Raw genomic sequence first — 12,511 nt, forward strand, 5'->3', positions numbered from 1 at the left:
AGAGTCGGTTCACAGGAAGTCGATGGACGTCAGATAGTCGATGTAGCGGTCGAGCATGTCGCCGTCGACGGGCGGGATCTCGATGCCGCTGCCCCGCAAGGCAGCCGTCACGTTGTCCTGGGAGAAGGTGGGAAAGGTGGTCTCGAGATACATCTCGGCGACGCTCATGGTGCCGGTGGAGCACCGATCGATGAAGAGCGGTGCGAACGGGGTCATGGGGTGGTCCGGCTCTTCCACGGCAGTGGTGACGATGCGCTCGAGCCACTCGTCCCAGGGGACGTCGCGGATCGTGTAGCCGCGGGCACGAAGGCGTTCTGCGAGGAGCGCGACGTTCACCTTGCCGGGGTTGGTCAGGTGGTACACCTCCCCCGCGGGCAGTCGGCCGGCGGCGATGTGCAGCAAAGCGGCCGCGTAGCGGTCCACTGGCGTGTAGTCCAGGGGGAGCTCGGCGATCGGCGAGGTGCCGGTGTCGACGATGAAGCGCTTCATCGCGCACATCTCGGTCGCGGTGTTCCAGGCGCCGGTTGTCCGATCGCCTGAGATGTCGGCAGCGCGGTAGATGGCGACCGGCAGGCCTTGTGCAGCGGCGTTCTGCAGTAGCGCCTCGGCGACCCATTTGCTTTCCACGTACCCGACGGAGAGGTGGTCGGCATGGGCCAGGGGCGTGTCTTCGGTGACGTGCCGGGTACCGGCGGTGCCGAAGCCCGAGAGGACCGCCATGGTGGAGACGTAGTGGACCGGAATGTTCCGGTGACGGGCGGCCAGTCGAATGATTTCGCGGGTGCCTTCGACGTTCGTCTGCCGCATGTGCGAGTACGGATAGATGAAGTTGACCAGCCCGCCCGGGTGGTGGATCACGTCGACGACCTCGGCGTAGTGATCGAAGCTCTCTTCGGTCAAGCCAAGACGGGGCTTGCTCAGGTCTCCGGGGACCATCGCGATCCGGCCCTCGGCCCAGTACTCCTCCAGTGGGTCGGCCAGGTAGCGCGTAGCGTTGGCTGTGATGCGCTCCTTCGCATCCTTTGTGTCCGAGGCTCGGACCAGGCAATGCACCGTGGCGCCCGTGGTCGTGAGGAGTTCGCGGAGTAGGTGGATTCCGAGGAATCCGGTCGCGCCGGTTAGGAACACGTGGGCTGGGTCAGCCCAGTCAGTGGTCGTAGGCCGTTGCTGGATGGGCACCCCAACAGCCGCTTCGGCTGCGAAGTCGGTGGGAGAGGCGTCGGCGGTGTCGAGTGTCCCTGCGCGGGCCGACTCCACCGCAGAGGCGAAGCTGCGCAGGGTCGCGTCGTCGAGGAGGAGCCGGATGAGCGGACGGACCTGGGTGATCAGGATGCCGAGCGAGGCCCGTACTTTTGAGAGCAACTGGGCTGCGGCGATCGAATCGCCGCCCAGGTCGAAGAAGTTGTCGTCGGGTGCAACCGACTCGACGTCGAGCACCTGGCACCACAGGCCGGCGACAGCGCGTTCGACCACGGTGGTCGCCGGAGCCTCACGGTCTGCGGCTGGCCCCATGGCGGAACCTCGGGCCGGGTCGGGCAGTGCGGAGAGATCGGGTTTGCCGTGTGCCGTCGTCGGCATGGTGTCGAGGCGGACGAAGGCTGTGGGGACCATGAAGGTGGGCAGCCGACCAGAGATGAAGTCGCGTAACTCCCGTGATTGGAAGTGAGCTTGGACGCGGCTTGCGGTGTAGTAGGCGGCGAGCTGCAGTTCGTCCCGGACGCTGTACGGCTTCACCGCGACGTCGTCGATCAACGGGTGGGCCGACAGCGTGGCCTCGATCTCGGCAGGCTCCACTCGGTAGCCACGGACCTTGACCTGGCGGTCGGCCCGTCCGGTGATGTGGAGGTTTCCCTCCGCTGTCCACCGACCCAGATCGCCGGTGCGATAGAAGCGCGTCGCACCGCCCACGTCCGTCGCCAGCGACACGAAGCGGTCCTTGTTCGATGCCTCTTCGGCGAGATAGCCCCGGGCGACGCCTGGCCCGCCGATGTACAGCTCCCCGACCTGCTGGGGTGGGACCGGCCGCATGTCCTGATCGAGTATGAGGACGGTAGTGCCCGGCAGCGGGCGCCCGATAGGTGCGGCGCCTTCAGAGGGAAGCAGCTCCGGGGTGACCTCCATCGTGCACGAAGTGATGGTCGTTTCCGTGAGCCCGTAGGCGTTGACGAGCCGGGAGTACGGCATCAGGCGGAGCGCCGTGCGGCAGTCGGCGGCATGCACCGCACTGCCGCCGACGATCGTGAGCCGGATCGGTAACTCAGTCGGCGAGTGCTCGAGTTCGGAGAGGAAGGCGCGCCAGTACGGCGGCGTCAGGTCCATGACAGAGATGCCGAGCGAGGCAATTCGGGCGGACAGCTCGCTCGGAGCCCAGAGCTCCTCCGGCAGCACGAGCGTGGCTCCGTTGAGGAGCGCGACCAGTATTTGCTCGATGGAGGTGTCGAAGGACAGCGCGGCGTACTGCAGGACCCGATCGTCCGGGCCGATGCCATACACCTCATTGATGTGCCGGCACAGGTAGTTGAGCGATGAATGGCTGACCTGGACACCCTTGGGCGTGCCTGAAGAGCCCGAGGTGTAGACGATGTACGCGGTGTCGGAGCCCCCGACGGCGACCTCGGGCGGGCGGGAGGCCGACCGACTGTCGTGCGTCATCGCGCTGCTGCCGTCCACGGAGACGGTCCGTACCTCGAAACCGGAGAAGCGGTGCTCGAGATCCGAGTGGGTCACGACGGTGGTGCAGCGGGTCTCCTTGATGTAAGTGGCGATCCGATCATCCGGGGCGCCAGGCTCCACCGGCAGATAGACCGCCCCAGCCTTGAGGGTCGCCAGGAATGACACGATCAGGTCGATGGAGCGCCCGAGGTGCGTCATGACCACGGAGCCGCGGATGACTCCCATGCTCTGGAGCCGGTGCGCGAGCCGGTTGGCGCGCTCATCCAGTTCCGTGTAGTCGATGCGGCGACCGTCGTGCTCCACCGCTATGCCCGCGGGCTGCGCTGCGGCCACAGCTGCGAAGCGTTGGTGTGCGAACGGGTTCCCGGATATGTCCATTGGTCCTCTCGTTCGTGGGATGCGTGGAAGAATTCGCGGGCGTCGAAGGGATTTTGGGCGCGGTGAACCGTACTCCGGGGAAGGTGCAAGCCCCGGAGTCTGGGGCAGATGAATGAGTCGCGTAGGACAGGCGCGTTGGGCCGCTACGTGAATACCGGTTCGCGCCTGCTTGTCATCCGAGTGTCCGCGCTATGAGATACGTGATGTCCGCCCCCCGTGTTGACCGACCGACGTCGCTGCGTCGGTTCACCGCAAATATCATCCGATGCGGCACGCACCTCACGGTGCGGCAGTTGTCCGGAGTCGGCCGGTCGTTCTGTCGACCAACTCCGGTACCGATGCGCGTGGTTCCGTTCATGGCTCGATGTGAACGCCGTTGAGGAAACCCCATACGGGTAGCCCGTGTCAATGGGGATCTACGGGTCTCGTGTCGTTCGACGCCGGCCTTGGCAGGTTTACGTACGGCGGGATCGCAGGTTGAGTGGGAGGGCTTGCGCGAAGATGCGCGTAGGCCTTCTGGATTCACTCCGTGGGGCCGAATCGAGCTCTCACCAGGAGGGATAGGTATTTAGATGACGGGAGTAGCGGCGTGCACTGACAGGAGTGCCTGATTCCGAATGTGGATTCTTCATGTGTCATTCCTGCGAGTGGCCCGGTATTTCTGCGCGGTTCAGTTGCGCGTACCTGTAGCGGCTCTTGCTTCCGGTAGGGGGTAGGGGTATACATGGCTCGGCGCGGCACCTCCGGCAAGTGAGGAGTGGCGGACGGGGCCCCAGATTTGCGGTCTCCTCGCCGCCGTCGTGATGGTCCCGCCCGACTCGGCATCCCGGTTCCCCGTTCACACGTCCGGCCCGCTTGCGGTGGGGCGAGCATGCCGCCGCTCGAACCGCCCAGGCCCGGGCCACTTAGTGACGTGACGCACGATCGCACACCGCGACAGCAAGGGAGAGGTCCCGGCAATGATCGTCAAGGTCAGAGGTGTTCTGCTCCGTTTCACGAACTACGAGAACGACATAGAGGTCGACGGCGCCACCGTCCGAGACGGCCTGCTCACACTCACTGAGCGCTATCCGAAGCTCGTCGAGGTGCTCCTGGACAGGGAGGGAAGCATTCGTCCCACGCACCTCATCGCGCTCAACGGTGAGCAGCTCTCCCGTAGTGAGCTGGACCGCGAGGCCACTGGTGACGACCGGGTGGACATCGTCACCGCGGTGTCTGGGGGCTAGGGCCCTCGATGCCGCGTACATCCACCTATGAAGTAGTCCTCGACGCGGGCATGTTCACCCCCGCCCAGATGCAGATCACAGCCGTGGGACGACTTGGCTTCCAGGCAGGGACCCGCTGGGTGCGCGATCACGTGTGCAGTCACCGCAGACTGGTGACCGAGCACCGCGTCGGATTCGTCCTGTGGTCCTGGCAGTTGGAGTACGAAAAGCCGCTGCGGTTCGATGACGCGGACGCTGTCACCGTCGATGTCGGAGCCCAGGTGCGGGGACCGCGGTCTACGCAACTCGAGTTCGAGACGACGTTCTCCGGTCCCGAAGGCGTGGCGGTGCGCACGCGCGCCACCTCGGTTCCACTGAGCCTCAGCGGCGACTCCGCCCTTTCCGGTGCGCCGGCCGTCCTCCCCGACTCGCTCGTCGCCGGGTTCCTTCCGGACGAGGTCGTGCGGGCGCCGCATCGTTGTCAAGTGCGGGCGCTTCGAGCGGCATTCGAGCGGGACGGTGATCTGCTCGTCGCTGACACCGATCCACTGCCGACCTTCCGTATCCACCGTCACCACTGCGAGGTGGCCGATCAGTGGTACTGGGCCGAGACTCTCGGCTTTGGCGTCGGCGCACGGGAAGAGCTCGTCAGGCGGCACGGCTGGCGCGTTCCCGAACTACGGGGTGCTCTGTCCGACGGGATCCGCCGGGTCGATGCCACGTGGCTGAGGACTGGTCAGCTGTGGGACCTGATTCAGGTCCGCACCCACGCGCACCGCCATGGCACGAGCATCGCATTCGTCCATGAACTGGAGCTCGTCGGAGACAGCGGCGGGCCGTACGCGATCATCGTGGAGCGCACATGAGTAGTGAGGAAACGCCGGCGTCCTCCGCTCTGCCGTTGTTCCGGGCGGCGGCGGAATTCGAACAGATACTGGGCTGCCCATTCGACCCGGACACCGGCATGTCGCTGTCCGGGGGAGTGGCGGCGGACGAACTCGAGGCCGAGCCCACCGCGGCATACGAGGCGGCCTGGTCGGCCGGACTGCACCACCACATCGTGCCTGTCTCGGAGGGAGGGAGGCTCGCCTCCTTCGAGTCGATGGTCGGCGTGGTGCGGGCGGCCTCACGACGGGATCTGGCGGTCTCGGTCGGATTCGGGTCGACGCTGCTCGCCGCGATGCCGGTCTGGGTGTGGGGGGAGGAAAAGCAACGCCGCCAGGTCGCCGAGCTCGTTCTCGGTGGCGGCTGGGGCACGGCCGCCATCAGCGAGAAGGCGGCCGGGAGTGACCTGCTGGCCACCGCGACCCGAGCCATGGCGACCACCGACGGCTATCTGCTGGAGGGGGAGAAGTGGCTGGTCGGCAACGGGCGGCGGTCGGCGTTTGCCACGGTCCTCGCCGCGAGCGAGCCGTCCTTCGGGCTGTTCCTGGTCGACTTCGCCGACGCTGATGCGGGCACCATACAGCGCCTGCCGAAAGTCGCGACGCACGGTCTGCGCGGGCACGACCTGAGCGGATTCACTCTCAGCGGCTACCCGGTCGACGCGGATTCGGTGATCGGCAGGCCGGGGCGCGGCGTGGAAATGGTCACCGGAATGCTCCAATTCACCCGGACGATGGTTGGAGCCACCAGTCTCGGCGCCGCTGACACCGCGCTGCGAATCGCCACCCGCCACGCACGTACGCGATTGCTGTACGGCAGTGCGGCGCTCGGACTCGCACCAGTCCGCTCGCTTCTCGCGCGTGCTTTCGCCGACGTGCTGGTCGCAGAGTGCACTGAGCTGAGTGCTGCCCGCGCCCTCGATGTGGCCCGTCGGCGGATGCCCCTGTGGTCGGCGGTGGCCAAGTACGTGGTCCCTTCCTTGTGCGTGGACGCCGTGAACAGCTGCGGCGAAGTGCTCAGCGCTCGCGCCTATCTGCGCGAAGGGACAGCGCACGGTGCCTTCCAGAAGCTGGTGCGGGACATCGCGATCACTCCTGTGTTCGAGGGCACCCAACTGGTGCAGCTCGATACCGTCCGCGGCCAACTGGTCCATGGGATTCGGCGCCGCGGGACGGGAGGCTCCCCGGCCGAGTTGCCCCTGACGCTGCTGTTCGGCTTCGGGGAGCAGCCTCAGTCGCCGCCGGCGCCGCGCGACGAGTTCCCGCGGATCACCTACGGCGGTGTGGATGAGGTCACGGCACTGCTTGAGGAAGCTGCCGACGCCTTGCATGGCGATGCCGAACTTGGTGGACTCGCTCAACTGTTGTGCAAAGCCCGGGACCGAAGCCAACAAGTTCTTCACGAACTCGGCACGGCCCGAACGGCCGAGGCCTATGAAGCGGCCCGGCAGCACTGCCTGGTCCACGCGGGTGCATGCTGCCTGCACACCTGGATCCATCGTCGGCACGCTCTCGGTGGCCTGGCTGCCGACCGGTCCTGGCTCTCCGTGGCACTACGTCGGGTCCTGGAGCGACTCGGCGTCCCGGTCGAGCCCGACCGGGACGCCGAGGACCGCCTCGTGCGACGACTTACCGATCTCGACGACGACGACCAGGCGTTCTCTCTCGTCCCGCTGCGGCTCGCACCGCAGCACCGAGAGCCGACGTCGGCCTGACCTGAGGAGGACGCCATTACCAGCGCACACGTCGGCACCGAGTCCGTCACCGACTGGTTCCGCCTACTGATTGCGGACCTGCTCGGCGCGGACCAGCAGGAGATTCCCCTCGACCGGCCGCTCGGCGAACTCGGCATGGACTCACTTACCGCGGCCCAGCTGTCCGCGACTGTCGAGGAACGCGTCGGCGCTCTCATCTCGCTCGAGCGCTTCCTCGGCGACGAGACCATCGAACAAGTGGCAGAAGAGCTGGGCAGCCACACCGCGGTGGCTACTACACAGGAGGCAGAAGCGTGACGACGGCCGCACCAGATCCAGCCGAGTACGGTCTGGAGGCGGAGGCCGAGCGCATACGCGCAGAGGCCCGGCGCCGCTTCGCCGGCTTCGTACGGGACATGGTCAACCCTGGCTCGTACTTCCGGGAGCACGACCGCCGAGATGCCGCACGGCACGTCATCGGACGGGACGTCATCAGCCAGGCGGCGGAGATCGGCCTGCTGGGATTCTCGCTGCCGGTCTCCGTCGGCGGCGAGGGGCGGGACACGTTCGAGTGGGGCCTGGTGGTCGAGGAACTCGCCCGCATCTCGCTCGATCCCGGATTCTCCGTGCTCATTGACACAACCGTCGAAATCACCGAAGTGCTTCGCTCCAGTGGCCATACGGAGCTCATTGATCGGTACGTCCCGGACCTGGTCCAAGGGCGACGATATGTAGCGCTGGGCGCCTATGAGAGCAAAGACCCCTACGACTACGAGTCGACCGCTCGTCTCGAGGGCGAGGAGTGGGTACTCAACGGCACTAAGCACTTCGTCACCGGTGGCCTTGTCGCTGACCTGTTCGTCATGTTCGTAAGGGACCAAGCCTCCAACGACGTACTCGCCTTTGCCGTGGAGGCGGACGACCCCGGTGTCGCGGTCCTGCCCCTGGAGACCATGGGCCTGCGCAGCATGGCTCTGGCCCAGGTGGTGCTGCACGACGTACGTGTGCCCCAGTGGCGGCAGGTGTGGAGGGCGGACGCGCTCAGCGAGTTCAACACGTACGCGCGTGGCCGCCGGATCATGACCGCCTGCGGCACAGTCGGCGCGCTGGAGGGCGTGCTCGCGAACTGTGTTGAGGCGCTGTCCTCCCGTCGGCGCAGCGGCCGCCGAGTCCTCGACTACCCGAACGTCGAGCGCTCCATAGGCGAGATGCGCGTGCTTCTCGAAGCCTCCCGTGCTGCCACTCTTCGTGCGCTGAACGGCACTCGATACCCGGGCCGGGACGCGTACTTCGACGAGCTGGCGACCATCGCCAAGCACCATGTCACCGAGAGCGCCCTGCGCATCGGCCAGCTCGTACTGAACTTGCAGGGAGGTGAGGGTTACATCAGCACGTTCCCGTGGGAGGGCTTCATGCGGAACGTACTGGGGTTAATTGGCGGCCAGGGCGCACAGGAACTGCTGCTTCTGCAGTTGGGGCAGCGCACGATCGTTGGCCTGGAGGGCGAGCAAATGCGCGAGAGCGCCGCCGAGCTCGCGGTGGCCAAGCTGGCGGACTCCTGGTGGGCCCTTCACGCTGCGGAGTCCTCCCAGCGCGACTTGGCGGAACAATCCAGCGACGCCATACGTGCGGTGGTGTCGGCGGCCGGACTGGAGGGCGCCGGGGCAGGTCAGGGCTGGCTCGGGGAGCTGACCGCGCTCCTGGACCGCGCGCACGCCCTGGTGGACGCCGTCCGGTCCGGACAGGTCCCGGAGGCCATGCCCCAGGAGCCCACGGGCCTGTTCGAGGGGCGACTCGGCGAGATGGCCGAGCGGGCGTGGGGCTGGCTGGCATGCGCCGTCGCGCAGGAGACCGGGCTGCTCGCACGGATGCTGCGGCCGAGCACGCTGAAGGAGGCTGCCGAAGGGCTGCCTGAGGACTTCACTCGTGACCTGCTCGTCGTGCTCACTGGAGCCGGGGTCGTGGACCGTGGCTCCGATGGCCGCTACACCACGGACCAGCGCCTGGAGCCGGTCCTCATCGGCGGGCCACGTACCGCCGCGTTCGCCGCGCGGCAGCGGCGAGCGCTGGCCCGCGCCTCACATCTGCGTACCGGCACCCCCGGCGGGGGCCGGGAGCTGCTGACCGGAAGCGGCGCCGAGGCACCTATCCTTGCCGATGTCCTGGTCAACACCCTGCTCAGCAGGCTGGACGGGCTGTCTCAGCTGCTGGCCGCCCCTGGTGCACGGGTAGGATGCGTCGCTGACGACGGCGGCCGGTCTGCCGCGGCGCTCGCGCAGCGCATGCCCTTCACCGACGTATGCGATCTAGCAGGCATTGAGCCGGTCGACCGGCTCGCGCTCCTCTGGGCGCCGACCGCAGGTCAGGCCCTCGTCGATCTACGCCGGGCCATCACCGCCGGCAAGCAGGCACTCGTGCCTGGCGGCTGGGTCGTCCTGCCGACCCCCTTGCCACCGAAGCGCCGGCTCGGGGCCGCCTCGGCTCGCCTCGACCTCGAGCTCGCAGGCGGAACTGGAGTGTTGCACCAGGACCTCGAGACCCTCCTCAGGGAAACGGGCTTTGGTCAGGTCCGAACGGCGTGGCAGGACACCGTGCTCGGTATCCGCCTCACCGTTGCGCGGCGGCCGTAGTCCGTGCGCTCATTCCTGTGCCAGTGAGTCAATCCGATGGAAAGGTTCCGCATGTCCGCACAACGAGCCCTATCTCCGACGAGGTGGTGGACGCTTGGGGTCGTGGCGCTCGGCACGTTTATGCTGATGCTCGACCTCAGCGTGGTGGCTGTTGCGCTTCCTGAGATCCACGCTTCGTTGGACAGCAGCTTCGCGGACCTGCAGTGGGTCTTCGACGCCTATGCCCTTACTTTGGCGATCTTCCTCGTGGCCGCCGGCTCGCTCGCCGACCGCCTCGGCCGCAGGAAGGTCTTCCAGGTCGGCTTCGCGATCTTCACCCTTGCGTCACTGGCCTGTGGCCTTGCCGGAGACGCCACCGCCCTCAGCATCTTCCGCGCTGTTCAGGGAGTGGGCGCCGCCGTCATGTTCGCCGTGGGGCCGGCCATGCTGAGCCACGAGTTCCACGGCAAGGCGCGTGCCACCGCCTTCACCGTCTTCGGCGCCGCCGTCGGCCTGGCCGTCGCCACAGGCCCCCTCATCGGGGGATCGTTGACCAACTCGCTCTCCTGGCGCTGGATCTTCTACATCAACGTTCCCGTCGGTGTAGTCGCTCTCGGCATCGGTATGTTCCGCGTCAGTGAGTCGAGGAACCTTCGCGCCCACCCCACCGACTGGCCCGGTCTCGCCACCTTCAGCATTGCACTCGCGGCCCTCGTCTTCGCCACGATCCGAGCCCCAGAAGAAGGGTGGACCAGCGCCTTCACCCTCACCCTGTACGCGGCGAGTGCTGCTTTCCTTGTGCTGTTCGTGGTCATCGAGCACCGTATGGGCGAGCGCGCCATGCTCGACCTCGCGTTCTTCCGAAACCCCACCTTCGTCGGCATCTCTCTCGTCGCCATGATCGGAAATGCGGGCGCCCTGCCCTCGGTCTTCTTCGAGACAAGCTACCTACAGAACATGCTCGGCATGGACGCCTGGCAGGCGGGCCTGCGCTTCCTTCCCCTGACCGTCGCCATGTTCGTCGCCGGAGCCATCGGAGGCAGCCTCATCGGCAAGGTGCCGTTCCGGTTCCTCCTCGGTGGCGCACCTGCCATCATGGCCACGGGGCTGCTCTTTCTGAACTCCACCGAGGCAGACTCCGTCTGGACCGTCCTCGTTCCGGCCTTCGTCATCGCCGGCTTCGGCATGGGCATCTTCAACCCCGCGCGTGCCGCTCTCGCCATCGGTGTAGCCGAACCGGCGAAGTCCGGCGTCGCCTCCGGCATCAACGAGACCTTCCAGCAGGTCGGCATCGCCGTCGGTATCGCGGGAGTCGGCGCACTGTTCCAAAACCGCGTTGCTAACAGCTTCGCCGACTCCGAAGTCGCGAGACAGCTCGGCGCCGACAGGGCTGCCGAAGCGGCCCACGCCATCAGTTCGGGTTCGCTCGAAACGGTCGCGCAGGGTAGCGGTGCTCTGCGCGAGCCGGTACTGAGCGCCGGGGGAGTGGCATACATGGACGCTTTCCACAGTGCCATGAACCTCTGCGCCGTCCTTGGTTTCGCCGCCGCTCTCATCGGCTTCCTCATGATTCGGACCAAGGACCTCCATTACAGTGCGGCGTCCACCATTCCGCCTGATGTCGACGGACGTGACGACACCGACGCCTCGTCTGGTTTGAGCACCACCGCTACTTCCTGATTCGGCTATCCGCAGGGCTCCACGCTGTACCTATGGAGCGCCATCCGTCCATGAGCCCCCGTAACTTGACGCAAATAGCATCTAACGTTCCATCTTCGAGCGCTATGCGCGGCTTGCTGTTCACGGAACTGAGCCCGTGGAGGCCGGAACTTCGTCACCGGTCGGTCAAGGTCATCTCGGTGAGGATCTCGTCCTGGTCGTGATCGAGGACGCTGCTCGAGCGCAGGTACTCCAACTCGCTTTGGGTGAGCGTCACGTCAGGATCCGCCAGTGGGGGCTGCGGTCTAGGAAGATGTCGTAGACGTGTCCGGTCGTATTGACTCGCACTGGATGTCGAAGCGGACGCGTTGGAAGGGTGGCATGGTCCGGAGCTGAAGGCCCGGGTCTTCGCGCAAAGCATCTCGAAGCGGTCGGGGGTGGCTCGAGTGGTCGTCAGCGCCCCCCCCACCGAGGCGAGCCGGCTCGGACCCGCTTCTGGGATGGTTTGTGAAGATCAGGCGGATTGGGGTGGGCCCGACGGGCGGCTTGATTTGGGACCACCGGGCTGACGAATTACGCGGTGGCCGTGTGAGGGCATCGGGCATCATGACTTTCATGCCGATCGAGACCGATGACCTGTTCGAGGACGACACGGCGGTCTGTGTTCCGGTCGCCGATGAGGCGACCGGCGAGATCCGGCTGCTGTCCGAGCCGTGCTCAACCTGTATCTTCCGGCCGGGCAACCCGTTCCGGACGACGATGCCGGGGCGGATCCGCAGTATGGTCGCGGATGCTGTGGCGGCCGAAGGGCATGTGACGTGTCATTCGACGTTGCCGGGCTCGGCGCCCGCAGGTGTCGAGCCGGCGATCTGCCGTGGGTTCGCGGATACGTATGGTGACCGCTCGTTGGCCCTGCGACTGGGGGACGCCCTCGATCTTGTACGGGAGGTTCCTCCGCCTTTGTGAGGCCAGTCAGCTACTTCGCCCTGGCGTTCCCTTTGGTGCGGGCCAGCCGGTAGGACTCGGTGCCGGTCTCGATGAGGGTGTCGTTGAAGGTGAGCCGGTCGACGACGGCCGCGCAGAAGCACGACGCTGACCTGCCTTCACGATGGCGGCAGCTCAGCGTTGAGTTTCTCGCCAGGCCCTCGCTTGATGCGGGTCCAGCCCCTCCAGCCCCGCTCCCGCAGGGTCGCCAACAGCCGTGCGACGTGCGGTGAGGACTCGACCATGGTTGAGTCCGGCAGGTCGACGATCTGGTCGTCGATGCCGTAGTCGGCACTCACCTCGCCGGCCTCCACAGCGCGGAACATCAGGCGCTTCTTGATGTCGGCGACCTCGACGATTCGCGGATGCGCTCCTACCGGGCAGATCGGTCTGCGACGCTGGGCCTGTCCTATGCCCCGATTGTC

The 12,511-nt window shown here is 66.6% G+C and carries 9 protein-coding genes and 1 pseudogene; 7 read left to right on the top strand and 3 right to left on the bottom strand.

Annotated features, from left to right (window positions below; translation table 11 throughout):
- Positions 1-9 precede the first annotated feature (9 nt).
- Entirely contained in the window at positions 10-3,006 is a 2,997-nt protein-coding gene (locus ABS735_RS09190; protein WP_199820400.1) for a non-ribosomal peptide synthetase family protein, read from the bottom strand.
- Between the two features lie 1,004 nt (positions 3,007-4,010).
- On the opposite strand from ABS735_RS09190, the gene ABS735_RS09195 reads away from it, so the two are divergent.
- From ABS735_RS09195 to ABS735_RS09225, 7 genes are all read left to right on the top strand, one after another.
- Complete coding sequence (locus ABS735_RS09195; protein ID WP_016325300.1) at positions 4,011-4,277, top strand: MoaD/ThiS family protein; 267 nt, start codon at positions 4,011-4,013, stop codon at positions 4,275-4,277.
- A 152-nt stretch (positions 4,278-4,429) separates the two neighbouring features.
- Positions 4,430-5,122, top strand: a complete 693-nt coding sequence (locus tag ABS735_RS09200) for an acyl-CoA thioesterase family protein (RefSeq protein WP_373906554.1) — start codon at positions 4,430-4,432, stop codon at positions 5,120-5,122.
- Positions 5,119-6,855 carry an acyl-CoA dehydrogenase family protein gene (locus tag ABS735_RS09205; protein ID WP_016325298.1) on the top strand — a complete coding sequence of 579 codons (1,737 nt, stop codon included), beginning with the start codon at positions 5,119-5,121 and terminating at the stop codon, positions 6,853-6,855. The genes ABS735_RS09200 and ABS735_RS09205 overlap by 4 nt, the downstream gene beginning before the upstream one ends.
- Before the next feature lie 15 nt (positions 6,856-6,870).
- Positions 6,871-7,152 carry an acyl carrier protein gene (locus tag ABS735_RS09210; protein ID WP_079028303.1) on the top strand — a complete coding sequence of 94 codons (282 nt, stop codon included), beginning with the start codon at positions 6,871-6,873 and terminating at the stop codon, positions 7,150-7,152.
- Complete coding sequence (locus tag ABS735_RS09215) at positions 7,149-9,464, top strand: acyl-CoA dehydrogenase family protein (RefSeq protein ID WP_016325297.1); 2,316 nt, start codon at positions 7,149-7,151, stop codon at positions 9,462-9,464. Before ABS735_RS09210 ends, ABS735_RS09215 begins: the two co-directional genes overlap by 4 nt.
- A gap of 102 nt (positions 9,465-9,566) precedes the next feature.
- Complete coding sequence (locus ABS735_RS09220; protein WP_234308161.1) at positions 9,567-11,123, top strand: MFS transporter; 1,557 nt, start codon at positions 9,567-9,569, stop codon at positions 11,121-11,123.
- A 594-nt stretch (positions 11,124-11,717) separates the two neighbouring features.
- Entirely contained in the window at positions 11,718-12,068 is a 351-nt protein-coding gene (locus ABS735_RS09225; protein WP_046247731.1) for a hypothetical protein, read from the top strand.
- Between the two features lie 10 nt (positions 12,069-12,078).
- Here the strand turns inward: ABS735_RS09225 and ABS735_RS09230 are convergent.
- Positions 12,079-12,183 (bottom strand): annotated as a pseudogene (locus ABS735_RS09230) (IS21-like element helper ATPase IstB); the annotation flags it as partial.
- Between the two features lie 22 nt (positions 12,184-12,205).
- Complete coding sequence (locus ABS735_RS09235; protein ID WP_016325293.1) at positions 12,206-12,412, bottom strand: hypothetical protein; 207 nt, start codon at positions 12,410-12,412, stop codon at positions 12,206-12,208.
- Between the last annotated feature and the right edge of the window lie 99 nt (positions 12,413-12,511).

Origin of the sequence: Streptomyces sp. MMCC 100, assembly GCF_041538145.2 — a bacterium.
GTDB lineage: Bacteria > Actinomycetota > Actinomycetes > Streptomycetales > Streptomycetaceae > Streptomyces.

Excerpts from the sequence above, each read along its gene's own strand:
- ABS735_RS09195 (WP_016325300.1), top strand. The coding sequence starts at position 4,011 with ATGATCGTCAAGGTCAGAGGTGTTCTGCTCCGTTTCACGAACTACGAG.
- ABS735_RS09235 (WP_016325293.1), bottom strand. The coding sequence starts at position 12,412 with ATGTTCCGCGCTGTGGAGGCCGGCGAGGTGAGTGCCGACTACGGCATC.
- ABS735_RS09205 (WP_016325298.1), top strand. The coding sequence starts at position 5,119 with ATGAGTAGTGAGGAAACGCCGGCGTCCTCCGCTCTGCCGTTGTTCCGG.
- ABS735_RS09225 (WP_046247731.1), top strand. The coding sequence starts at position 11,718 with ATGCCGATCGAGACCGATGACCTGTTCGAGGACGACACGGCGGTCTGT.